The sequence below is a fragment of the Salipiger sp. IMCC34102 genome (assembly GCF_004145405.1).
In the GTDB taxonomy this organism is placed as follows: domain Bacteria; phylum Pseudomonadota; class Alphaproteobacteria; order Rhodobacterales; family Rhodobacteraceae; genus Loktanella.
Genome location: NZ_SELQ01000001.1, coordinates 192,140 through 212,271 on the forward strand (window position 1 = coordinate 192,140; position 20,132 = coordinate 212,271).

At 66.3% G+C, this 20,132-nt stretch carries 29 protein-coding genes; 18 read left to right on the plus strand and 11 right to left on the minus strand.

The genetic code is table 11. The annotated features are described in order from the left end of the window. Positions 1–3 precede the first annotated feature (3 nt). Positions 4–513 (plus strand): hypothetical protein, encoded by a 510-nt coding sequence (locus EU805_RS00945; protein ID WP_129762071.1) that lies wholly within the window; start codon positions 4–6, stop codon positions 511–513. Here the strand turns inward: EU805_RS00945 and EU805_RS00950 are convergent. Next, positions 462–644, minus strand: coding sequence for a zinc-finger domain-containing protein (locus tag EU805_RS00950; protein WP_129762072.1), 183 nt, complete (start codon positions 642–644; stop codon positions 462–464). The genes EU805_RS00945 and EU805_RS00950 overlap by 52 nt on opposite strands. Positions 645–728: 84 nt before the next feature. Between EU805_RS00950 and EU805_RS00955 the strand changes: the two genes are divergently transcribed. Continuing rightward, a complete protein-coding gene (locus EU805_RS00955) occupies positions 729–1,661 on the plus strand; it encodes an ABC transporter ATP-binding protein (RefSeq protein ID WP_129762073.1) in 933 nt (310 codons plus the stop codon). Positions 1,662–1,715: 54 nt separating this feature from the next. On the opposite strand, the gene EU805_RS00960 is transcribed toward EU805_RS00955, so the two are convergent. Together EU805_RS00960 and EU805_RS00965 are read right to left on the minus strand one after the other, a co-directional pair. Next, positions 1,716–2,078 (minus strand): HIT domain-containing protein, encoded by a 363-nt coding sequence (locus EU805_RS00960; protein ID WP_129762074.1) that lies wholly within the window; start codon positions 2,076–2,078, stop codon positions 1,716–1,718. A gap of 10 nt (positions 2,079–2,088) precedes the next feature. Further along, a complete protein-coding gene (locus EU805_RS00965; RefSeq protein WP_129762075.1) occupies positions 2,089–3,666 on the minus strand; it encodes a DUF5928 domain-containing protein in 1,578 nt (525 codons plus the stop codon). 157 nt (positions 3,667–3,823) lie between these two features. Here EU805_RS00965 and EU805_RS00970 point away from each other — a divergent pair, with 157 nt between their 5' ends. Further along, positions 3,824–4,642: a sulfotransferase family protein gene (locus EU805_RS00970; RefSeq protein ID WP_129762076.1), complete on the plus strand. Its 819-nt coding sequence runs from the start codon at positions 3,824–3,826 to the stop codon at positions 4,640–4,642. Positions 4,643–4,961: 319 nt separating this feature from the next. Here EU805_RS00970 and nth read toward each other — a convergent pair whose 3' ends face one another. Beyond that, positions 4,962–5,612, minus strand: coding sequence for an endonuclease III (gene nth / locus EU805_RS00975; RefSeq protein ID WP_129762077.1), 651 nt, complete (start codon positions 5,610–5,612; stop codon positions 4,962–4,964). 79 nt (positions 5,613–5,691) lie between these two features. On the opposite strand from nth, the gene EU805_RS00980 reads away from it, so the two are divergent. Further along, the gene (locus EU805_RS00980) at positions 5,692–6,546 is read left to right on the plus strand and encodes a bifunctional helix-turn-helix domain-containing protein/methylated-DNA--[protein]-cysteine S-methyltransferase (RefSeq protein WP_129762078.1); all 855 of its coding nucleotides are present in this window, start codon (positions 5,692–5,694) and stop codon (positions 6,544–6,546) included. Positions 6,547–6,616: 70 nt separating this feature from the next. Beyond that, positions 6,617–7,270 (plus strand): OmpA family protein, encoded by a 654-nt coding sequence (locus EU805_RS00985; RefSeq protein WP_129762079.1) that lies wholly within the window; start codon positions 6,617–6,619, stop codon positions 7,268–7,270. Between the two features lie 74 nt (positions 7,271–7,344). On the opposite strand, the gene EU805_RS00990 is transcribed toward EU805_RS00985, so the two are convergent. The 5 genes from EU805_RS00990 to EU805_RS01010 form a co-directional block, all read right to left on the minus strand. Beyond that, positions 7,345–7,902: a F0F1 ATP synthase subunit B gene (locus EU805_RS00990; RefSeq protein ID WP_207208047.1), complete on the minus strand. Its 558-nt coding sequence runs from the start codon at positions 7,900–7,902 to the stop codon at positions 7,345–7,347. A 4-nt stretch (positions 7,903–7,906) separates the two neighbouring features. Continuing rightward, complete coding sequence (locus tag EU805_RS00995; protein WP_129762081.1) at positions 7,907–8,437, minus strand: F0F1 ATP synthase subunit B'; 531 nt, start codon at positions 8,435–8,437, stop codon at positions 7,907–7,909. Positions 8,438–8,529: 92 nt separating this feature from the next. Continuing rightward, positions 8,530–8,751 (minus strand): F0F1 ATP synthase subunit C, encoded by a 222-nt coding sequence (locus tag EU805_RS01000; RefSeq protein WP_129762082.1) that lies wholly within the window; start codon positions 8,749–8,751, stop codon positions 8,530–8,532. A 49-nt stretch (positions 8,752–8,800) separates the two neighbouring features. Then, a complete protein-coding gene (locus tag EU805_RS01005; protein ID WP_129762699.1) occupies positions 8,801–9,553 on the minus strand; it encodes a F0F1 ATP synthase subunit A in 753 nt (250 codons plus the stop codon). Positions 9,554–9,623: 70 nt separating this feature from the next. Next, entirely contained in the window at positions 9,624–9,974 is a 351-nt protein-coding gene (locus EU805_RS01010) for an AtpZ/AtpI family protein (RefSeq protein WP_129762083.1), read from the minus strand. Between the two features lie 207 nt (positions 9,975–10,181). Between EU805_RS01010 and EU805_RS01015 the strand changes: the two genes are divergently transcribed. Next, the gene (locus tag EU805_RS01015) at positions 10,182–10,508 is read left to right on the plus strand and encodes a metalloregulator ArsR/SmtB family transcription factor (protein ID WP_129762084.1); all 327 of its coding nucleotides are present in this window, start codon (positions 10,182–10,184) and stop codon (positions 10,506–10,508) included. On the opposite strand, the gene EU805_RS01020 is transcribed toward EU805_RS01015, so the two are convergent. Then, the gene (locus tag EU805_RS01020; protein WP_129762085.1) at positions 10,495–11,403 is read right to left on the minus strand and encodes a DMT family transporter; all 909 of its coding nucleotides are present in this window, start codon (positions 11,401–11,403) and stop codon (positions 10,495–10,497) included. The two genes, EU805_RS01015 and EU805_RS01020, sit on opposite strands and share 14 nt — an antisense overlap. Continuing rightward, positions 11,403–12,281: a LysR family transcriptional regulator gene (locus EU805_RS01025; protein ID WP_129762086.1), complete on the minus strand. Its 879-nt coding sequence runs from the start codon at positions 12,279–12,281 to the stop codon at positions 11,403–11,405. Before EU805_RS01025 ends, EU805_RS01020 begins: the two co-directional genes overlap by 1 nt. Before the next feature lie 94 nt (positions 12,282–12,375). On the opposite strand from EU805_RS01025, the gene EU805_RS01030 reads away from it, so the two are divergent. From EU805_RS01030 to rpmE, 12 genes are all read left to right on the plus strand, one after another. Next, the gene (locus EU805_RS01030) at positions 12,376–13,299 is read left to right on the plus strand and encodes an alpha/beta hydrolase (RefSeq protein ID WP_129762087.1); all 924 of its coding nucleotides are present in this window, start codon (positions 12,376–12,378) and stop codon (positions 13,297–13,299) included. Positions 13,300–13,467: 168 nt separating this feature from the next. Beyond that, the gene (gene ffh, locus EU805_RS01035; RefSeq protein WP_129762088.1) at positions 13,468–14,961 is read left to right on the plus strand and encodes a signal recognition particle protein; all 1,494 of its coding nucleotides are present in this window, start codon (positions 13,468–13,470) and stop codon (positions 14,959–14,961) included. A gap of 142 nt (positions 14,962–15,103) precedes the next feature. Further along, entirely contained in the window at positions 15,104–15,616 is a 513-nt protein-coding gene (locus EU805_RS01040; protein ID WP_129762089.1) for a GNAT family N-acetyltransferase, read from the plus strand. Next, on the plus strand, positions 15,613–16,185 hold the full coding sequence (locus tag EU805_RS01045; protein ID WP_129762090.1) for a GNAT family N-acetyltransferase: 573 nt from the start codon (positions 15,613–15,615) through the stop codon (positions 16,183–16,185). The genes EU805_RS01040 and EU805_RS01045 overlap by 4 nt, the downstream gene beginning before the upstream one ends. Beyond that, a complete protein-coding gene (locus EU805_RS01050) occupies positions 16,178–16,477 on the plus strand; it encodes a chorismate mutase (protein WP_129762091.1) in 300 nt (99 codons plus the stop codon). The genes EU805_RS01045 and EU805_RS01050 overlap by 8 nt, the downstream gene beginning before the upstream one ends. A 21-nt stretch (positions 16,478–16,498) precedes the next feature. Continuing rightward, positions 16,499–16,888, plus strand: a complete 390-nt coding sequence (rpsP, locus tag EU805_RS01055) for a 30S ribosomal protein S16 (protein WP_207208048.1) — start codon at positions 16,499–16,501, stop codon at positions 16,886–16,888. Between the two features lie 136 nt (positions 16,889–17,024). Continuing rightward, on the plus strand, positions 17,025–17,534 hold the full coding sequence (gene rimM, locus EU805_RS01060) for a ribosome maturation factor RimM (RefSeq protein WP_129762092.1): 510 nt from the start codon (positions 17,025–17,027) through the stop codon (positions 17,532–17,534). Continuing rightward, complete coding sequence (locus tag EU805_RS01065) at positions 17,531–18,349, plus strand: hypothetical protein (protein ID WP_129762093.1); 819 nt, start codon at positions 17,531–17,533, stop codon at positions 18,347–18,349. The genes rimM and EU805_RS01065 overlap by 4 nt, the downstream gene beginning before the upstream one ends. Before the next feature lie 67 nt (positions 18,350–18,416). Next, positions 18,417–18,578, plus strand: a complete 162-nt coding sequence (locus EU805_RS01070) for a DUF1328 family protein (protein WP_129762094.1) — start codon at positions 18,417–18,419, stop codon at positions 18,576–18,578. Between the two features lie 32 nt (positions 18,579–18,610). Beyond that, the gene (gene trmD / locus EU805_RS01075) at positions 18,611–19,432 is read left to right on the plus strand and encodes a tRNA (guanosine(37)-N1)-methyltransferase TrmD (protein WP_129762095.1); all 822 of its coding nucleotides are present in this window, start codon (positions 18,611–18,613) and stop codon (positions 19,430–19,432) included. A 51-nt stretch (positions 19,433–19,483) separates the two neighbouring features. Next, positions 19,484–19,861: a 50S ribosomal protein L19 gene (gene rplS, locus EU805_RS01080; protein WP_129762096.1), complete on the plus strand. Its 378-nt coding sequence runs from the start codon at positions 19,484–19,486 to the stop codon at positions 19,859–19,861. Between the two features lie 11 nt (positions 19,862–19,872). Beyond that, the gene (gene rpmE / locus EU805_RS01085; protein WP_129762097.1) at positions 19,873–20,094 is read left to right on the plus strand and encodes a 50S ribosomal protein L31; all 222 of its coding nucleotides are present in this window, start codon (positions 19,873–19,875) and stop codon (positions 20,092–20,094) included. The last annotated feature ends 38 nt before the right edge of the window (positions 20,095–20,132 follow it).

Sequence of the window (20,132 nt, forward strand, 5' to 3'; positions counted from 1 at the left end):
GCCATGTTCCGCCGTCTGCTGCCAGTCGCCTTTGGCGTTTGCGCGGGACCGATTGCCGCGCAGGACGCCTGCGAGAATATTCCCTATGACACCGCCAACTGCGTCCGCACCCTGGCCTGCGTCGGCGATGACGGCCTCTACTTCGACGGGAAAGCGCGGGGATGGGATCGCGGGACCGTGGCGGGCCGCCTATCGGACGGCATCGCCTGCGACGGCACCTGGGACAGCAGCCGCGGCGACGGGATCGGCACGGCGCGCCTGGCCTGCACCGACGGGACGGAGCTTGGCGTGACCTACCGTACGATCGACAACGAGACCGGCACGGTCATCGGCGACGGCGCCGACAGCACGGGCCGCGACATCCGCGCCTGGAGCGGTGCGCAGGTGCTGCGGTTCCTCACGCCCGAAGGCGGGGTCAGCGCCGAACTGCCCTGCTCGCCCGAGGAAGAAATCCTGATCTCTCAGGCCAGCTTGTCCTTGAACGATTCGTGGATGAACCGCGCGTCGCAATAGCCGCATTCGACGAAGCCGGTGTCGTGCGGGATCGCCAGCCAGACGCGGGGGTGGCCCAGGCCCGGACCGCTGCCGTCGCAGGAGATGCGCCACTGGTCGACGATCTTGGTTTCCGGTGCGGGACGTGTCATGGGATAGGCCTGTTCGTTGCCGCGGGTCACGCCCGCCGGGATCGGACGCCAGACTAGCCCAGCCCAGCGAGACGCGAAAGACCCATGACCGACAATGCCATCGAAATCGCCGGGCTGACGAAGACCTACGCCGCCACCGGCCGCTCGCCCGCGAAAGAGGCCCTGAAGGGCATCGACCTCACGATTCCGCGCGGCTCGATCTTCGGCCTGCTAGGCCCGAACGGCGCGGGCAAGTCGACCCTGATCAACATTCTCGCCGGTCTCGTGGTGAAGTCGGCGGGCAGCGTGAAGATCTGGGGGTTCGACCAGGACGTGAACCCGCGACAAAGCCGCGCCTCCATCGGGATCATGCCGCAGGAGCCGAACCTCGACCCGTTCTTCACCCCGCGCGGCTCTCTCGACGTGCAGGCAGGGCTTTACGGCGTGCCGCGCGCCCAGCGTCGCACCGAGGAGATCCTCGAGACGATCGGTCTCGCCGACAAGGGAGACGCCTACGCCCGCTCGCTCTCGGGCGGGATGCGGCGGCGGCTGCTGCTGGGCAAGGCGCTGGTCCACGATCCGCAGATCCTCGTGCTGGACGAACCCACCGCGGGCGTCGACATCGAGCTGCGCAACCAGCTGTGGCGCAACGTGCGCGAGCTCAACGATCGCGGCATGACGATCATCCTGACGACCCATTACCTCGAAGAGGCCGAGGCGATGTGCGACGAGATCGCCATCATCAACCACGGTGAGATGATCGTCCGTGACACCACGGCGAACCTGCTCGGCACGCTGGACCAGAAGACGCTGGTGATCACGCCGGACGCCGCGCATCCGGACCTGCCCGCCCTGCCCGGCGAGGTGACCGGAGAGAAGCGCGCCAACGGCACGCTTGCCTTCACCTACCAGTCCAGCAAGATTCCCGCGGGCCAGATCATCGAAACGGTGCGCAACGCAGGCATCACGATCCGCGACGTGACCTCCGAGCAGCCCGACCTCGAGGATGTGTTCCTGTCGCTCACCTCGGCGCGGTGACGGGGCAGCGGGCGGGGTTCCCTCTCGCCGCCGCGTGAACGGCGCCGCCCGGCGTCACTTCTGCAGCATCCGCCCCAGCTGCGTGCCACCGATGATGTGCATGTGGAAATGCGGCACGTCCTGCACCCCATGGGTGCGCGCGTTCGAGATGGCACGGAATCCGTCATCCACCTGCGTGATCCGGCATACCTCCGCCACGGCCTGCATGAAGCCCGCCTGCTCTTCGGGAGAGGCATCGCGGGCGAAGTGATCGAGGCTCACGTAAGACCCCTTGGGGATGACCAGCACGTGCACGGGCGCCTGCGGCTCGATATCCTCGAAGGCCAGCGCATGGGCGTTCTCGAAGACGGTCTTGTTGGGGATCTCCCCCCGCAGGATCTTGGCGAAGATGTTCTGGTCGTCGTAGGCGAATTCCATCGGTCGGTCCTTAGTCCACGAAAAGATGCGGGGTTTCGGCCAGACTACGCGCCGTATCGTCGTCCACCAGCAAAAAGCGGCGGAGCGCCCGGGCATTTTCCTCGACCGAGGCGCGCTCGTCGAGACGCTCGTGGTTCTCGAACTCCGCGTCCCGGATGCGGTCGCTCTCGAACAACACGTCCTGGCGGATCGTCGGCAAGAGCTGCCGCAGGGCAGCCTGCGACGTCCGTTCGCCGGCCAGCCCCACGCGCCTGGCGTGTCCGGCCAGGTACTCGTCCGAGAACTCGCATTCGATCTCGAGCAGGCGAACGGTCGAGCGGTCCGAGAAGAAATCCTCCATCAGGTCCAGCATCGCGGTGTCGAGGCAGATGACCAAACGATCGCTTGCGAAATACTCGAAAAGCATCCGCATCAAGGCGCGCCTGTGCCGGGTCCGCTTTTCCAGCGATGCCTGGATCCCGCCCAGATCGGGAAGCACCGTGTTCTCCTCGTTGAAGAGATACGCCACCGTCGGAATATCGGTCTGCGTCTCGATCGCCTCCAGCAGGCGCTTGGCCACGTGCCATTTCTTGCAAGCCACGATGAGAAGCTCGCGGTGGCGGCCCAGCGTGCTTTCCGTCTCCCAGAAGCGATCCGCGAAGCGCCGCCCGATCCGTCCCCGTCCGGTCAGGAACCGAAACAGGTTGCGCCCCTCGTTCGAGATCTGGAACTCCGTCTGGTCGGAGGCGTATAGCGCGCCAAGGCGTTCCTTCAGCACGCTCGCCTCGGGGCTGATCTTGCGGGCAAAGAGAGCGTCTTGGCTGATCAGCAGGTCGTAGTGGTCGTTGTAGAAGGTGATCGGCATTCCGTAATCCGAGAACATCAGGAACGTCAGCGTGCGCGTCTCGATCTGGTCCCGGGGAACGAGATGGCGCACGAGGGTCTGGAAGAAGGTCTCGTCCGGAATCCAGGTCGTGCGGAAGAAGCGGACCACGTCGGGCCGCTCCTGGATGAATTCCAGGATCGCCTCGATTGTCTCGCGGCGCAGGCACCACCACTGGCTGCCGATCATCACCTGCAGATCGGCCGGTACCGCGCGGGTCAGCCCCAACCTGCGCTGGGCCCAGAAACTCCAGTAGAAGCGGCGCTTCTGGGTGCGTTCGTTGAACCAGTGACGATAGATCAGGCGTTCTTCCTTGAAGCCCGTCCTGATCCAGTCGCTGGTGAAGAAATCGAAACTCTCGATGTAGTCGCAGTCCTTCCGGTCGAGAAACGCATGCGTGAATTGCGCCGACTTGATCGCCAGGCAATCGCCGGAGACCATGTAGAAATGCGTCACCTCGGCGAAGGCCTCGACCGCCGCCTCGACCGCCGCCAGCGTGGCATCCACGAGGCTCCATTCTCCCCAGCCGCATTTGACCCGGCGCTTGGCGAATGTGACGTTGCGGTTGCCCGCCAGGGCCGAGACGATCTGGTCGTAGGACGCGCGCGGCGCGCGCGCGTCGAAATGGATCGAGATGCAGTCGCCCACCGCCGTCAATTGCCGGGCCTGCTGGATGATCGCGTCGGGATCCTTGTGACACAGAAGGATGAAGGCGATGGTGGCCATGTCGGGCAGGGATATCCCAGAAAAACGGTATGTTGTAGAACAACCTCATAGCAAGGTCCGGTCGACAGGTTACAGTCTTTCTTTGACCATACCGCTCGATTAGAACGGGCAGGCCCGGTGCGCCCGTGGCCACCGCAGTTGGAAAAGGACGACGTTCATGGGATTTCCCGGCACCTGGATGACGACCAGCGAAAGCATGGTCTACCGCGTGGTCCCCAAGTGCGCCTGCTCCTCGATCGGTCAGATCATGTACTACTCCGACCACGGAACCTTCTTCGACGGCGACATCCACGACGCCCAGGACGGTTTGCACAAATGGGCAATGGACCACAGCCAGGCCCCGATCACCCGCAAAGTGAGATCCGGCGACACCTATGCCTTCACCTGTGTGCGCAATCCCTACACCCGGATCTTGTCGTCCTTCTTCGACAAGATCTGCGGCATCCAGCGCAACGGTCGGCGCTACCGCGGCAACCTCGTCCCGCTCCTGATCCAGAAATACGGGATCGAGGTGGGGTCGCCCGAGACCGGGTTCGAGTTCGACCAGGTCAAGAGCTTCCGTCGCTTCCTTCTGTTCGCGCGTGACACGATCCGCTGGCGCAAGCCGATGGACCCCGACATCCACTGGTCCGCCATGTCGGGCCACATCGGCACCTTCGTCCAGAACGGTGGGCGCTACGACAAGATCTTCTGGACCGAGCAGTTCAACGACGGCATGTCGCAGGTCCTGGATGCGGTTGAAACGCCCTACCCGCTGGATCTTCAGACGATCCCCCGTTTCAACGAAAGCGAAGGTCACGGGCCCAAGCGCGCCCACAAGGTGTCGGAATACTTCGACGATCTGTCGATGCACCTGATGATGGAGGTCTACAAGAAGGACTTCCAGCTCTTCGGCTACGACTTCGACGACCCCGACAACAAGATGCCGGTCCGGGAGATCGACCTGAACGAGGTGCACGCGAAACTGGGCGACTAGGGGGCTCTGCCCCCGGTCTGCTTCGCAGCCCTCCCCCGAAGTATTTGCGATCCAAAGAAGCCGCTTTACCATTTGTTAATCAGAGCGCGGCAGTCTGAGCTTGCGGGACAGGCGGAAGCGCCGATGACCGTATCCGAAGAAGCCCGCCGTCACTCGGCCTGCGCCTGGCGACAGCGTCGGTGGCGGCGTGCTCACCCGGGCTTCTTTGGATGAAAATACTTCCGCCGGAGGCACGGCCGCGCAGCGGCCGTTGAATTCACGTCCTGTTCACTGTGAAACGGCGCGCCATCAGCGGCGGGTGGGCGCGGACGACGGCGGGTCAGGCCGGCTCCGTCTTGTCCGGGTAGAGGCACAGGTCGCGGATCAGGCAGGCACCGCACTTCGGTTTGCGCGCGACGCAGATGTACCGCCCGTGCAGGATCAGCCAGTGATGCGCGTGGTGCTGGTAATCGGCGGGGACATGATCCTCGATCCGCCGTTCGACCGCATCGACGTCCTTGCCGGGCGCGATGCCCGTCCGGTTGCCCACGCGGAAGATATGGGTGTCGACCGCCTGTGCGGGGTGCTGCCACCACATGTTCAGCACCACGTTCGCGGTCTTGCGCCCCACGCCCGGCAGCGATTGCAGCGCCGCGCGGGAGTTCGGGACCTCGCCGCCGTAGTCTTCGACGAGGATGCGCGACAGCTTGATCACGTTGCGCGCCTTCTGGCGGTAAAGGCCGATGGTCTTGATATGCTCTGTGACGCCCTCCTCTCCCAGGTCCAGCATCGCCTGCGGCGTCTCGGCGACGCCGAACAGGCCGCGGGTTGCCTTGTTGACCCCCTTGTCGGTGGCCTGCGCCGACAACGCCACCGCCACCACCAGCGTGAAGGCATTGGTATGCTCCAGCTCACCCTTCGGTTCGGGGTTCGCCGCGTCAAAGCGGCGGAAGATCTCGCGGATCGTGGGATAGTCGAGTTGCCGGGTCATGCCCGCTTCATCGCCTGCCGCAGACGGTTGCGCAAGTTCCGGGTCGCGAGCGGGCACGACGCGGCGTAGGTTGGACATCATGGAACACAGCTACCACTACGCCGTCATGGCCCGCGCCATCGCCGAGATCGACGCCCACGCTGGCGCTCCGCTCACCCTGCCGCAGATCGCCGCGCGGCTCGGCATGAGTCCGGCGCATTTCCAGCGCCTCTTCTCGGCCTGGGTCGGGGTTTCGCCCAAACGCTACCACCAGTACCTGGCGCTCGACCACGCCCGCCACCTGCTGCGCGACCGGTTCACCACGCTGGACACCGCACAGGAGGTTGGGCTGTCCGGATCGGGCCGCCTGCACGACCTCTTCGTGCGGTGGGAGGCGATGACCCCCGGCCAGTTCGCAGCCGAAGGGAAAGGCGTCACGATCCGGTGGGGCTGGTTCGACAGCGTCTACGGTCCCACCTTGTCCATGGCGACCGACCGGGGCCTCTGCGGGCTGGCCTTCGCGGCCGAAACCACGGCCGAGGCGGCGATGGCCGACCTGACCGCCCGCTGGCCTGCCGCACGCTTTACCGAGGATCCCGCGGCGATCGAGGACTGGACCCGCGCGGCCCTGGACGCGCGTGGAGAGGTCGCGCTGCACATGATCGGCGCCCCTTTCCAGATCAAGGTCTGGGAGGCGCTCATGCGGATCCCCGAAGGCACCGTCACCACCTATTCCGAACTGGCCGGGGCGATCGGCCACCCCAGGGCCGTACGCGCCGTCGGCACTGCAGTCGGGCGCAACCCGGTCAGCCTGCTGATCCCCTGCCACCGGGCCCTGCGCAAGTCCGGTGCCCTGGGTGGTTACCATTGGGGCCTGCCGGTGAAGCGCGCGATCCTCGCCCGCGAGGGGGCCAGATTCGATGCGCAAGACGATACCTTGCAGCCCGCTATTTGATAGCGTGACAAATTGCGCCATATCCCGGTCATGAGAGGTCGGAGAATCGACCTCGGAAAGGATCTGAACCATGATGATTTCGAAACTGAACATGTCCGCCGCCACCGCGGCGCTGCTGCTGGCCACCGCCTGCGCCAACACCGGCGGGCCGAACGACAACCAGCAGGCCCGCAACGGCGCGCTGATCGGCGCGGGTGCCGGCGTTCTGGCCGGCCTCGCGTCCGGTGACGACGCGACCGAGCGTCGCCAGCGCGCGCTGCTCGGCGGCGCCATCGGCGCTGCGGGTGGTGCGGCCATCGGCAACGTCCTCGACCGCCAGGAACAGGAACTGCGCAACTCGCTGGGCAACGGCGTGGGCATCGTCAACGACGGTAGCAGCCTGACCGTGACCCTGCCGCAGGACGTGCTTTTCGCCACCGACAGCACCCAGGTCTCCGCCGCGTCGCGCAACAACCTGAGCGCGCTGGCCACCAACCTGCAGTCCTACCCGAACTCGACCGTGAACGTCATCGGGCATACCGACGATACGGGGGCCGCGGCCTACAACCAGGACCTGTCGCAGCGGCGCGCGACCGCAGTGTCGCAGGTGCTGATCAGCAACGGCGTCTCCGCCGGTCGGATCCGCGCCATCGGCCAGGGCGAGAGCCAGCCGGTCGCGACCAACCTGACGCCAGAAGGCCGTCAGCAGAACCGCCGGGTCGAGGTCGTGATCACCCCGAACTGATCGGACCCCATGGAATGCGAAAAGGCCCGAAGCAAGCGCTTCGGGCCTTTTCGTTTCTCGGGTCTCGACTTGGCCTAGTGCATCTTGGCTTTGACAGTCTCGATCGATTCGTCGATCAGCGCATCGGCGCGGCGACCGTCGATGTTGTTGGCCACGACTTCTTTCGCGGCGGCGGTGGCGACCATGATCGCCCGGTCCCGCACGTCGCGGATCGCCTCGGCGCGGGCGGCGGCCAGCTGCTCTTCCGCGCCGGAGAGACGACGGTCGATGCTGCGCTCGATCTCGGCCTTGGCGGTCTCGGCGGAACGTTGGGCGTCGGCGCGCGCGTTCTCGACGATGCGATCGGCCTGTTCCTGCACTTCCTTCTGCTTGCGCTCGTAGGAGGCCAAAAGCGTCTGGGCCTCCTCGCGCAGGGCCCGCGCCTCGTCGAGGTCGGACTGGATGCCCTCGGCCCGCTTGTCCAGCATCCGGGCGGCCTGGCTCGGTGCCTTGAAGTAGACGAGGATGCCGATGAACAGCAGGAAGGCCAGCAGCACGACAAAGTCGGTGTTGGCGAGCGAGAAGAACACGTCGCCCGCGGCCAGCGCGGGGCTGGCGGTCAAGGCGAAGAGGGGGATCAGCAAGTAGCGCATGATGTCAGCCTTTCATCCGGTCGTTGACGGCCGCATCGACCGCGTCATCGGAGGCCTCGACACCCACGGCATTGACCAGCGCGCGTGCGACGTCGCGGGCGACCTCGGCCACGTTGTCGGTGGCGTTGGCGCGGATCTCGGCGATGGCGGCCTCGGCTTCCGCGGTCTGGGCGGCGATCTGTTCGTCCGCCTTCGCGATGGCCGCGTCGAGGTCCTTCTGCGCATCGGCCCGGGCCGCGTCGCCGATGCGGTTGCTTTCGGCCCGTGCGTCGGCCAGCGCCTTGTCGTAGGCGGCTTCCGCTTCGTGGGCCTTGTTCTTTAGGTCCTCCGCGGCGGCCAGATCGTTGGAGATCGTGCCAGAGCGTTCGGCCAGGATGGCCGAGATGCGCGGCAAGGCGATCCGCGACAAGAGCAGGTAGATCACCACGAGCGTGACGATCAGCCAGAAGATCTGGTTGGGGAACGTCTCGAAGTTCAGCTGCGGCATGCCGGCGTCCGTGACCGCTTCTGCCATTTCCGTGGATTCAGTCGCCATCGGCTCCCCCGAAAGATCTTGGAACGTCACCGACCGGGGCGATCCTCGCCCCGGTCAGCCGTAAGGATGGGTTCAGATCCGATCCGTGAGGATCAGGTGAACATCAGCAGCAGCGCGATCAGGAACGAGAAGATCCCGAGCGCTTCGGCGAATGCCAGGCCGATGAAGAGGGTCGCGGTCTGCGACGCGGCCGCCGAGGGGTTGCGCAGCGCGCCGGCGAGGTAGTTGCCTGCCACGTTGCCGACACCCAGTGCTGCGAGGCCGGTACCGATGCCGGCAAGGCCGGCACCCAGAGTTGCGATATCGCCTTCCATGATCTTTTCTCCTTACAGATGGAATTTGCGGGTCTTGAGATATCCGACGTCAGTGTGCGGGATGCAGCGCATCCTTCAGGTACACACAGGTCAGAATTGCGAAAACGTAGGCCTGGATCCCGGCGACAAGCACCTCCAGCCCGTAGATCGCGGTGATCGCGAGCACGGAGACTGGGCTGATGACGGCCAGGGCGGCGAAGCCTGCGAACACCTTGATCACGGCGTGACCGGCGGTGATGTTCCCGGCCAGACGCACCGAGTGGCTGACGGGCCGGACGAAGTAGGAAATGACCTCGATCACGGCGATGATCGGACGCAGGAAAAGCGGCGCTTCCTTGATCCAGAACAGCCCGAGGAACTTGGTGCCGTGCAGCACGAAGCCCAAGATCGTCACCCCGAAGAACACCCCGAAGCCCAGGATCGCGGTCACCGCGATATGGCTGGTGGTCGAGAACGACATCGGGATGAGGCCGAGGAAGTTGGCGAAGAGGATGAAGACGAAAAGCGTCATTATGTAGGGAAAGTAACGCAGCGCGTCCTTGCCTGCGACGTCCTCAACCATTTTGTAGGTGAAGCCGTAGATCAGCTCTGCAATGGACTGCGAGCGCGAGGGGATCGTCGCCCGGCCGCGGGTCGCGAAGACGAAGAGCGCGGCGATGGCCAGCACGGCGATCGCCATCCACAGGGTGACGTTGGTGGGGGTGTACCAGTGGATCGGGCCGTCGCCGAACAGCGGGCGCACGATGAACTGGTCGAGCGGGTGGAATTCGAGGCCGCCGCCTTCCGTGTGACCGGACGGCACACTATGCGTGACTTCCGCGCCATCGGCAACGCTTTCGGCCACGGACGGAACTTCGGTTACGACATCGGTTTCATCGGCCACGGGCTTCGTCCTCGTCCTGCGCGGCACCTGCCGCCTCTTGTTTCGCCTGCATCTCCTTGGCCGAGCGCAGCATGGTGTTCACGCCCGCCGCGAGGCCGAAGAAGATGAAGATCACCAGAAAGATCGGCATCGTTCCGAAGAGCGAGTCCAACCCGTATCCAATGCCAAATCCGATCCCCAGCCCCGCCACCAGCTCGATCACCATGCGCCAGGCCAGCTGGGCCTGGGAATAGTGGCTTTCGCCGTGAGCCTGGACCTTCGGTGCCACCCGTCGCGCCGCCAGCTTCTCTTCCAGCGCCTTCAGGCGCTCTGCGGGATCCGGCGGAGTGGGAGCTGACACGTGATCGAACCCTTCCTGTCTCGCGCTAGGGTCTAGGCACAGGTCCGCGCAGAGTCAATAAGCGGCGGAACCGGTCCAAGCTGTTGAAATCGCTTGCATCTAGACCCGCCGAACCGATGGCGCGCACTTGCAAGCTGGACCGGCGCACGGTTTTGGTCATTCAACCGAACGGTTGACGTTTCGTCCCGTGCACGGGAAGGAAATGGCATGAGCGGTTCACTCGATACCACCTTCGCGGCCCTGGCCGACCCTACCCGGCGGGCGATCCTCACGCTTCTGCTGGAGGACGACATGGCCGTCACCGATGTCGCGGCGCCGTTCGAGATGTCGCTGGCCGCCATTTCCAAGCACTTGGGCGTGCTGACGGCGGCGGGGCTCATCAGCCAGGAAAAGCGGGGCCGGGTGAAATGGTGCAAGCTGGAACCCGATGCGCTGCGGGTGGCCTCGGTCTGGATGCAGGGGTTCGGGATGATGGGGCCGCTGGACCTCGATGCCTTCGAAGGATTCCTGCATCGCGAGCTTAGGCGGGACTGACCGCCCGCGCCGGGCCGTGCTCGTCGCGCAAGAGCAGTACAAGCGCGCACACGATCAAACCGATGCCCACCAGGATCAGCGGACGCGGCCCGCCTGCGCCAAGCGCCAACTCCCAGCCGATGACCCAGGTGGGGGTGAGGTAGGTATAGGCCATGACCTTGGCGCTCGGCAGGCGCGTGGCCGCGAACTGCAACAGCGCGAAGCTCGCCGCCGACGCGAAGAGAGAGATGTAGGCCAGCGTGATCCAGACGATGGCGGGCAACTCGCCCCAGGGCGTCGCCATGATCGCGGGCGCGGCCCAGATCGTCAGCAGGATCGCCCCCGCCAGCACGGTGCCGAAGGCAAAGGCAAAGACCCCCTCCCCCCGTTTGAAGCGCGCGACCAGCGGCGTGTAGACCGCGTGGGCCACGCAGCCGGCAAAGAAGATCGCCTCGCCCCGGCCGACGTCGAAGGCCGCGAAGGCCGCCCAGTCCGCGCGGAAGATCACCCAAAGCGCGCCGATGCCGCCCAGCGCCAGCGCAAGCCCCATCCGGGCCGAGAAGCGTTGTCGCATCAGCATCCACCCGAAGGCCGCCGACAGGATCGGCGTCAGCGTGAAGACCGCCGCCGTGCTGACCGGCGTGGCGGTCTTGAGACCTTCGAACATGGTGACGAAGTAGAAGCTCATCAAAGCGGCAAGGACGAAGTACCGCCAAGGCGCGCGGGCCGCCGACCTGCGGGCCTGTCCGCTGACGGACGACAACGCCAGAAGGACCAGCGCCGCGATCCAGAACCGCGCGGCCGTCATCACCGACGGGTCGATGAAGTTCGCCGCCCGGCTGCCCAGCGCGAAACTGCCCGCCACGGCGGCCGAGAATCCCAGCATCGCCAGGTGCCCCGCCAGGTGTGGAGGCATCAGGACGCCCCCTCCTTCACCCGGTCCTTAAGAAAGGTCGCAAAGGCCTGCACCTTGCTCGACCGGTGCAGGTCGACATGGGTGACGATCCACAGATCGACCGCCCAGGCGTCCTGCGCGGGATAGACCTCGACCAGGTCGGGCGCGCCGGCCCGTTCGTATTCCGACACGAAACCGATCCCGGCCCCGGCGACGATCGCCTCCCGCAGGACACGGGTCTCGGTCGAGCGGAACGGCCGCCGTGCATCGGGCGCGCGTTCTGCCAGCCAGCGGTAGAAAGGCGCGCGATGATCGGTGTCGGCATGGGTGACGAAGGCATGGCGCGCAAGGTCGGCCTCGTCCGCGACCTTGCCCATCCGGGCCACGTAATCGGATGAAGCGACCATCGCCATGCGCATCTTCGTCAGCGGCTGCACGACGTTGTCGGGCTCCGTCGGGCGGCTGCCGGCGCGGATCGCCACATGCGCCTCGCCGTATTCCAGGCGGAAGACCCGCGTGTCGGTCAGGATCTGGGCATCGACCTCCGGATGGAGCGCGCAGAACTCGGCGACGATGGGGGCAAGGAACGGACCGAATTCCCCCAGCGAGGTCACGATCAGCTCTCCGGTGACACCTTCGCCGAGGCCCTTGATGCGCCCGGCCAGCTGGGTGAACTGGTCGTCGGTCGCCTGCGCTACCCGCAACAGGTCCTGGCCTGCGTCGGTGGCGGTGTATCCACGGGCGTGGCGCTGGAACAGGCGGACGCCAAGGCGGCTTTCCAGCGCGTCGATGTGACGGATCACCGTGGCGTGGTGCACGCCCAGCCGGTCGGCGGCCCCGCTGACCGTGCCGGCCCGGGCCACGTGGAACGCGGTGCGGATCTCGTCCCAGCTGTCCATCGGCGGTGTTCCCTCGCAACCCATGATCGCCAAGGTCCGCGAAATCGCAGGCGGACGCAACCGCGCTTGAACTCCTTCGGCATCGGCGCACCTTATGGCCATGACCTCGTTTCGCCAGCGCCTGTTCCGCCTCTATGCCTGGAACGTACAGAAACCGGCCCTCGCCCTGATCCGCAACCGCCATATTGCGCGGCGGATGTTCACGGCCAGCTCGATGATCCTGGCGCGCACGCCAAAGGGCTTCCGGCAAGAGCAGATCACCCTTGGCACGCGCCCCGCGGCCGTTTGCGCCACCGGCCACCCGACGCCCAACGGCACGACGCTCTACCTGCACGGCGGCGGCTTCGTGCTGGGCGACCTGCGCGGCTATCGCCACCTCGTCGCCCGGATCGGCAAGGCCTCCGGCACGCGCGCGATCTTCCTCGACTACCGCCTGGCGCCCGAGCATCCCTTCCCCGCCGCCCTCGACGACGCCGAAGCCGCCTGGCGCGCGCTTGCCGCGGACCCAGGAGCCGGCCCCCTCACGCTGGCGGGCGACAGCGCAGGCGGCAACCTGACGCTGGCGCTGCTGCACCGGATCCTGCGCAAGGGGCTCGTCCGTCCCGCTGCCGTCGCCGCCATCTGCCCCGTGACGGACCTGCGCCTGACCAACCCCTCGCTCGAGGGCAACCGCCGCCGCGACGCGCTCGTCTCGACCCGCTGGGGGGCGCGTGCGATAGACGCCTACCTCGCTGACGCCGATCCCGCGCAGCCCGACGCCTCCCCCCTCATGGGCGACTTCACCGGCGCGCCGCCCGTCCTCATCCATACCGACCGGACCGAGGTGCTCTACGACGACGCGCGCCTCATGGCCGACCGGCTGCGCCGCCAGGGCGTCGACGTCACCCTGACCGAAACCGAAGGGCTGACCCACGTCTGGCACTTCAACGTGGGCCGCACCCGGGAGGCGGACACCGCCGTGGCGGAGATCGGGAAGTTCCTCGCGCGCGCAACGGCCCCTGACCCGCCCCCCGCTTGACTTCGAAGCCGCACGCGCGTAACCCGCGCGGCAACCCCGGAAGCATCGTCTTCCGGTCCCCACCTTGGGGATCGCCCTCCGTCAGCGCGTTGCGCCCACGGGGGCGCTACCGCATTGACGCGGGCCTTCCCATCTGAGGGGGACCGCAACCGCACACAGGACGAGCCCATGTTCGAGAATCTGTCCGATCGCCTCTCCAGCGTCTTCGAGCGCCTCACCAAGCAGGGCGCCTTGTCCGAGGACGACGTCAAGACCGCCCTGCGCGAAGTCCGCATCGCCCTGCTGGAGGCGGACGTCTCGCTTCCCGTGGCGCGCAATTTCGTCAAGGCGGTGCAGGACAAGGCCACGGGCCAGGCAGTGACCAAGTCCGTCACCCCGGGCCAGCAGGTCATCAAGATCGTCCACGACGAGCTGCAGCACGTCCTGACCGGCGACGAGGATCCCGGCAAACTCAAGATCGACAACCCGCCAGCACCGATCCTGATGGTCGGCCTGCAGGGCTCGGGCAAGACGACGACGACCGCGAAACTCGCCAAGCGCCTCAAGGACCGCGAGGGCAAGCGCGTGCTGATGGCCTCGCTCGACACCAACCGCCCCGCCGCGATGGAACAGCTGGCCATCCTCGGCGGCCAGATCGGCGTCGACACCCTGCCCATCGTCAAGGGAGAGACCCCCGTCCAGATCGCCAGGCGCGCCAAGACGCAGGCCAGCCTGGGCGGTTACGACGTCTACATGCTCGACACCGCCGGACGCCTCCACATCGACGCAGAGCTCATCGCACAGGCCGCAGAGGTCCGCGACGTCGCGAACCCGCGCGAGACGTTGCTGGTCGTCGACGGCCTTACCGGTCAGGATGCGGTCAACGTCGCGCAGGAATTCGACGACAAGATCGGCGTGACCGGCGTGGTCCTGACCCGGATGGACGGCGACGGCCGCGGCGGTGCGGCGCTCTCGATGCGCGCCATCACCGGCAAGCCCATCCGCTTCGTAGGCCTGGGCGAGAAGATGGACGCGATCGAGACCTTCGAGCCGCAGCGCATCGCGGGCCGCATCCTCGGGATGGGCGACATCGTGGCGCTGGTGGAAAAGGCGCAGGAAACGCTGGAGGCCGAACAGGCCGAGCGCATGATGAAACGGTTCCAGAAGGGCCGCTTCAACATGAACGACCTGAAGATGCAGCTCGAGCAGATGCTCAAGATGGGCGGCATGGAAGGCATGATGGGCATGATGCCCGGCATGAACAAGATGAAGGGCCAGATGGACAAGGCCGGGGTCGATGACGGCATCCTCAAGCGCCAGATCGCCCTGATCAACTCCATGACGAAGAAGGAACGCGCCAATCCCGACCTGCTGGCCGCCTCCCGCAAGAAACGCATCGCCAAGGGTGCTGGCCTCGAGGTGTCCGAGCTGAACAAGCTCGTCAAGCAGCACCGCCAGATGGCCGACATGATGAAGAAGATGGGCAAGGGCGGCATGCTCAAGCAGGCGATGAAGCAGATGATGGGCAAGGGCGGCGCCATGCCCGACATGAGCGATCCCGCCGCCATGCAGGAGGCTGCGAAGGCACTGCAAGGCAAGATGCCCGCGGGCGGCCTGCCGGGCCTCGGTGGCGGTGGCGCGGCCCTGCCCCCCGGCCTGTCGGGCTTCGGCAAGAAGAAGTGACCATGCATTCATCTGGCCAGATAAACTCCCGCCGGAGGCGTCCCCACGCCGCATCCCGCACCCCCCTCACGGGATGCGAGAACGCCACCGCGCGCGCCAGAAAAGGCGTTGCAGGCACAGCCTGCGTCTGCGTGACCGGACGATGACCACGACCCTGCAGACAGGACGCCTCAGGTTGCGCCGCCCAACCGCCGCCGACTGGCCCGCTTGGAGGGACTTCATGCTGTCGGACCGATCTGCGGCGATCAGCGACACGCGCGACGAGGGTCGTATCTGGCGCGCCTTCGCCGCCGAGATCGGCCATTGGGACATCTTCGGCTACGGCATGTGGGCCGTGACCCGCACCGGTGACGACACCGCCGTGGCCCTCGTCGGCCCCTGGACCCCGCCCGACTGGCCAGAGGCAGAGATCGGCTGGATGGTCCTCGACCCCGCCGCCGAAGGCACCGGCATCGCGTCAGAGGCCGCGCGCGCCGCCCTCGATCATGCCTTCGGCACGCTGGGCTGGACCACCGCCGTCAGCTACATCGCTCCGGGAAACGACCGCTCGGTGGCCCTGGCCGAACGGTTGGGTGCCCGCCTTGACCCGGATGCCACCGGCCCCAAGGCCGATACCCTCGTCTATCGTCACCCCCTGCCGGAGGACCGTCCGTGACCACTCACCCTTGGGAAACCCCGCCGCAAGGCCAGGCCGCCGTCGCGGTCGAGCGCATCGGCCAGTCGCTGCCCAAGATCGCGACAGAGCGCTGCACCATGCGCGGTCCCTACATGGAAGACTTCGACGTCTTCGCCGACCTCGTGATGTCCGACCGCGGCCGCTACGTATCCGGTCCGCTGACGCGTGAGGGCGCCTGGGACGATTTCATCCAGCTCACCGCAAGCTGGATCCTGCGCGGCGCGGGCCTGTGGACGGTCGAGCATCAGTACGACAAGCGCGTGCTAGGCTTCGTCCTGCTGGGCCATGAGACCGGCGATCCCGAGCCGGAGCTGGGGTTCCTCTTCACCGAGGAGGCCGAGGGCGAAGGCTACGCCTTCGAGACCGCGTCGCGCGCGCGCAACAACGCCTGGAACGCGCTCAGCTACGACAGCCTCGTCAGCTACATCGACCCCGACAACGCGCGAGCCATCGCGCTGGCCAAGCGTCTGGGCGCCGTCAAGGAAGACGGGATGCACGACGGCTGCGAGATCTGGCGTCACCCCCGCCCGGAATACGACTATGACTGACGACACCACCGCCCGCGCCGCCGAGGTCCTCAAGGATCACCGCGCCAGCATCGACCGGCTGGACGCGATCCTCGTCTACACGCTGGGCGAGCGGTTCAAGCACACCCAGGCCGTGGGCCGGCTGAAGGCCGAACACGACCTGCCCCCGTCCGATCCCGCGCGCGAAGAGGCGCAGATCGCACGGCTCACCGATCTTGCGAAACGGGCCGACCTGGACCCCGAGTTCGCCAAGAAATTCCTGAACTTCATCATTCAGGAAGTCATCCACCACCACGAACAACACAAAACCTGAGACCAAGAAGGACTATTCGTTATGGCCATGAAACTTCGCCTCGCCCGCGGCGGCTCCAAGAAACGCCCCTATTACTCCATCGTCGCCGCCGACAGCCGGATGCCGCGCGACGGCCGCTTCAAGGAGAAGCTGGGCACCTACCAGCCGATGCTCGCCAAGGACGACGAGAACCGCGTCAAGATGGACATGGAGCGCGTGCAGTACTGGCTCGACCAGGGCGCCGAGCCCACCGACCGCGTGAGCCGCATGCTCGAGGCCGCCGGCCACCTGCCCAAGAAGGACCGCGCGAACCTCAAGAAGGGTGAGCCCGGCAAGGCCGCCAAGGCGCGCGCCGAAGAGCGTGCCGCCAAGCAGGCCGCGATCGACGAGGCCGCCAATGCCCCCGCCGAAGAGGCCGCGACCGAGGAGTAAGCCCTCGCATCGCGACCGTGATGGCCCGCCCCGCAGGACGCGCGGCGGGCCTTTTTCTTGGCCGCTCGTCTTTCACGCGCACGCGGGCGGGACTAGAGTGCGCAGCGACAGGAGTGATCATGCAGCAGGACAGACCATGACCGAGACCGTCATCGTGGGCCGCATCGGCGGATCCTTCGGCGTGAAGGGCGAGGTGCGGATCAAGTCCTTCTGCGCCGACCCTCAGGACATCGCGGATTATGCGCCGCTAACCACACCGGACGGCCGGTCCTTCGCGCAGATGGTCCTGACCGGCCAGACCAGTGGCGGGTTCACCGCAAGGCTCGACGGCGTCGTGACCAAGGGAGACGCCGATGCCCTGCGGAATGTGGACCTGCTGGCCCCGCGCGATGCCCTGCCCGCCTTGCCCGATGATGAATACTACTACACGGACCTCGAAGGCCTGACCGTGGTGGACACTGGCGGTGCGATACTGGGCACGGTAGCGCGCGTGGTCGATCACGGGGCGGGCGATCTGCTGGAACTGTCCATCCCCGGACAGTCCGACACCGTGCTGCTGCCCTTCACCCAGGCGGCCGTTCCGACCGTCGACCTGACCGCTGGCCGCATCGTCGCCGACCCGCCAGAGGGTCTTTTCCCCGGATGACGCAGGTCATCGTCCACCCGGGCTTTCACAAGACCGGAACGTCGAGCCTGCAAAACTACCTGCACCAGAACCGCGCCGCCCTGGCCCCCTACCTTGCCTATTACGGCAAATCCGATTTCCTGCGCGCCGGCACCGCCGCCCGCCGATACGCCCTCAAGCCCTACCCGTGGCGTCTGCGTGCCTTCCGCCGCGCCTTCGACGCCTTCCTGGCCGGTATCCCCGATGCCCCGCTCATCGTGCTGAGCCGCGAGACGTTCTCGGGCGAGATGCCCGGCAACCGCCGCTCCTCCGGCCGGCTCATCCGCAGCTACGAGCGCACCGCCCAGCGGCTGGCCTGCCAGATCACCGCTGCCCTGCGCGCCCGGTTCGGGGAGGAGGTCGCGATCACCTTCCTCTACACGCTGCGGGCGCGTGACCCTTGGATCCGCTCCGTCTACGGTCACCTTTTGCGGTCGACCCGCCTCACCGACGATTTCGACACGTTCCGCGCGCGGTTTCCCGATCTGCCCGATCTTGCAGAGCAGGCCCGCCGGATCGCCTTGACCGTGGACCTGCGCGATTTGCATCTTTGCCCGCTGGAGGACTATGCCGACCGCCGCGAAGGCCCCGCCGCAGCAATCCTCGACCTGGTCCAGCTGCCAGCCACCCTGCGTGCTGACCTGCCACACGCGGACCGCGCCAACGTGCACCTAGGCGCCGAACTCGAAGCCGCGTTCCTGGCCGCGAACCGGGCCGGGGGCACGTCGGCAGAGGTCAGAACCCGCAAGGACGCACTGCTTGAGGCGGCCCGCGCGCATCGTCCTGACGCCGTGTGACTCTCCCGGTGGAACCTCACGGGCACGTGACGCGTTATCGCGGCAAGTTTACTGAAAGGACTTACCAATGATCGAATGGATCCTCATTCTCCTCGTCGTCGCGGCCATCGCGGCGTTCCTAGGCTTCGGCCGTATCTCCGGTGCGGCGATGACCGGCGCAAAGATCCTGATCGTGATCGTGCTGGTGCTCTTCCTGCTGGTCCTCTTCGGTGTAATCGCCATCGCCTAGCGTTCCGGCCCGCATCGCGCTAGATGCGGGCCATGAGCGACACACCACGATCCCTGGGCCGCAAGTCCATCCGCCCGACCCTGACCCCGCGCGATCTGATGACGGACACGCCGGACCTGGCAGGTCTCTGGACGGCCCAGGTGCTGACACTTCTGCCGGAGGCTTTCCCCGGCATGTTGGGCGAAAGCCTCATCGGCCGCGCGCTGCGCGACGAGCTTTGGCAACTTCAGGTCACCGACCTGCGCACATACGGCGAGGGCAAGCACCGCAACGTCGACGACACCCCGGCGGGCGGCGGCGCGGGCATGGTCCTGCGGGCCGATATCCTCGACCGGGCCTTGCGCGATGTGCGCGCCGGTGCGCGCGGTCGGATGCCGCTGATCTACCTCACCCCGCGCGGGCGCCCCATGACGCAAGCCCTGATGCACAAGCTCGCCGCCTCGGACGGCGTCACGCTACTGTGCGGTCGTTTCGAAGGCGTCGACGAGCGCGCGATCGAGGCCCACGACATGATCGAGGTGTCCCTGGGCGACTTCGTGATGACCGGCGGAGAGATCGCGGCAATGGCCTTGATCGATGCCACGGTCCGTCTTATACCCCGCGTGCTTGGGAATCAGGCGTCGGTGGAGGAGGAATCCTTCTCCCACGGGCTTCTGGAACATCCCCATTACACGAAACCTGCCGACTGGAACGGTCGCGCGATCCCCGAAGTGCTTCTGTCGGGCCATCACGCGAAGATCACCGACTGGCGGCGGGCGCAGGCCGAAAGGCTGACAAAGGAACGCAGACCTGACCTCTGGCGGGCTTATTGTGCGGCGCACAACAGGGACCCGGACGAAGACCAAGAGCTCTGAGGCACGCACAAACGTCGCGGGAACACCCGTGCTATCAAAGGAGCGCATGATATGGACATCATCGCACAGATCGAAGCGGAGCAGATCGCTGCGCTGGGGAAGACGATCCCCGACTTCAAGGCGGGCGACACCGTCCGCGTCGGTTACAAGGTGACCGAAGGCACCCGCACCCGGGTTCAGAATTACGAAGGCGTCTGCATCGCGCGCAAGAACGGATCGGGCATCGCCGGGTCGTTCACCGTGCGCAAGATCTCCTTCGGTGAAGGGGTGGAGCGTGTGTTCCCCCTGCATTCCACCAACATCGACGAGATCACCGTCGTGCGTCGCGGCAAGGTCCGCCGCTCGAAGCTGTATTACCTGCGCGCGCGCCGCGGCAAGTCGGCCCGCATCGCCGAGATGTCGAACTACAAGCCCCGCAACGACGCATAAGGACGGACGACATGAAAAAAGACATCCATCCCGATTACCACGTCATCGACGTCAAGATGACCGACGGCACCGTGGTTCAGATGAAATCCACCTGGGGCAAGGAAGGCGACACCATGTCGCTCGACATCGATCCTTCCGTGCACCCTGCCTGGACCGGCGGCAACACCCGCCTGATGGACCAGGGCGGCCGTGTCTCCAAGTTCAAGAGCAAATACGCCGGCCTGGGCTTCTAAGCCCTACCCCGGACCCGATCCGGGGCCCCGCGCGATAC

What these genes read in the sequence shown, in the direction of transcription:
- EU805_RS00945 (WP_129762071.1), top strand. Translation starts at nt 4, where the DNA reads ATGTTCCGCCGTCTGCTGCCAGTCGCCTTTGGCGTTTGCGCGGGACCG.
- EU805_RS00950 (WP_129762072.1), bottom strand. Translation starts at nt 644, where the DNA reads ATGACACGTCCCGCACCGGAAACCAAGATCGTCGACCAGTGGCGCATC.
- EU805_RS00955 (WP_129762073.1), top strand. Translation starts at nt 729, where the DNA reads ATGACCGACAATGCCATCGAAATCGCCGGGCTGACGAAGACCTACGCC.
- EU805_RS00960 (WP_129762074.1), bottom strand. Translation starts at nt 2,078, where the DNA reads ATGGAATTCGCCTACGACGACCAGAACATCTTCGCCAAGATCCTGCGG.
- EU805_RS00965 (WP_129762075.1), bottom strand. Translation starts at nt 3,666, where the DNA reads ATGGCCACCATCGCCTTCATCCTTCTGTGTCACAAGGATCCCGACGCG.
- EU805_RS00970 (WP_129762076.1), top strand. Translation starts at nt 3,824, where the DNA reads ATGGGATTTCCCGGCACCTGGATGACGACCAGCGAAAGCATGGTCTAC.
- nth (WP_129762077.1), bottom strand. Translation starts at nt 5,612, where the DNA reads ATGACCCGGCAACTCGACTATCCCACGATCCGCGAGATCTTCCGCCGC.
- EU805_RS00980 (WP_129762078.1), top strand. Translation starts at nt 5,692, where the DNA reads ATGGAACACAGCTACCACTACGCCGTCATGGCCCGCGCCATCGCCGAG.
- EU805_RS00985 (WP_129762079.1), top strand. Translation starts at nt 6,617, where the DNA reads ATGATGATTTCGAAACTGAACATGTCCGCCGCCACCGCGGCGCTGCTG.
- EU805_RS00990 (WP_207208047.1), bottom strand. Translation starts at nt 7,902, where the DNA reads ATGCGCTACTTGCTGATCCCCCTCTTCGCCTTGACCGCCAGCCCCGCG.
- EU805_RS00995 (WP_129762081.1), bottom strand. Translation starts at nt 8,437, where the DNA reads ATGGCGACTGAATCCACGGAAATGGCAGAAGCGGTCACGGACGCCGGC.
- EU805_RS01000 (WP_129762082.1), bottom strand. Translation starts at nt 8,751, where the DNA reads ATGGAAGGCGATATCGCAACTCTGGGTGCCGGCCTTGCCGGCATCGGT.
- EU805_RS01015 (WP_129762084.1), top strand. Translation starts at nt 10,182, where the DNA reads ATGAGCGGTTCACTCGATACCACCTTCGCGGCCCTGGCCGACCCTACC.
- EU805_RS01020 (WP_129762085.1), bottom strand. Translation starts at nt 11,403, where the DNA reads ATGCCTCCACACCTGGCGGGGCACCTGGCGATGCTGGGATTCTCGGCC.
- EU805_RS01025 (WP_129762086.1), bottom strand. Translation starts at nt 12,281, where the DNA reads ATGGACAGCTGGGACGAGATCCGCACCGCGTTCCACGTGGCCCGGGCC.
- EU805_RS01030 (WP_129762087.1), top strand. Translation starts at nt 12,376, where the DNA reads ATGGCCATGACCTCGTTTCGCCAGCGCCTGTTCCGCCTCTATGCCTGG.
- ffh (WP_129762088.1), top strand. Translation starts at nt 13,468, where the DNA reads ATGTTCGAGAATCTGTCCGATCGCCTCTCCAGCGTCTTCGAGCGCCTC.
- EU805_RS01040 (WP_129762089.1), top strand. Translation starts at nt 15,104, where the DNA reads ATGACCACGACCCTGCAGACAGGACGCCTCAGGTTGCGCCGCCCAACC.
- EU805_RS01050 (WP_129762091.1), top strand. Translation starts at nt 16,178, where the DNA reads ATGACTGACGACACCACCGCCCGCGCCGCCGAGGTCCTCAAGGATCAC.
- rpsP (WP_207208048.1), top strand. Translation starts at nt 16,499, where the DNA reads ATGGCCATGAAACTTCGCCTCGCCCGCGGCGGCTCCAAGAAACGCCCC.
- rimM (WP_129762092.1), top strand. Translation starts at nt 17,025, where the DNA reads ATGACCGAGACCGTCATCGTGGGCCGCATCGGCGGATCCTTCGGCGTG.
- EU805_RS01065 (WP_129762093.1), top strand. Translation starts at nt 17,531, where the DNA reads ATGACGCAGGTCATCGTCCACCCGGGCTTTCACAAGACCGGAACGTCG.
- EU805_RS01070 (WP_129762094.1), top strand. Translation starts at nt 18,417, where the DNA reads ATGATCGAATGGATCCTCATTCTCCTCGTCGTCGCGGCCATCGCGGCG.
- trmD (WP_129762095.1), top strand. Translation starts at nt 18,611, where the DNA reads ATGAGCGACACACCACGATCCCTGGGCCGCAAGTCCATCCGCCCGACC.
- rplS (WP_129762096.1), top strand. Translation starts at nt 19,484, where the DNA reads ATGGACATCATCGCACAGATCGAAGCGGAGCAGATCGCTGCGCTGGGG.
- rpmE (WP_129762097.1), top strand. Translation starts at nt 19,873, where the DNA reads ATGAAAAAAGACATCCATCCCGATTACCACGTCATCGACGTCAAGATG.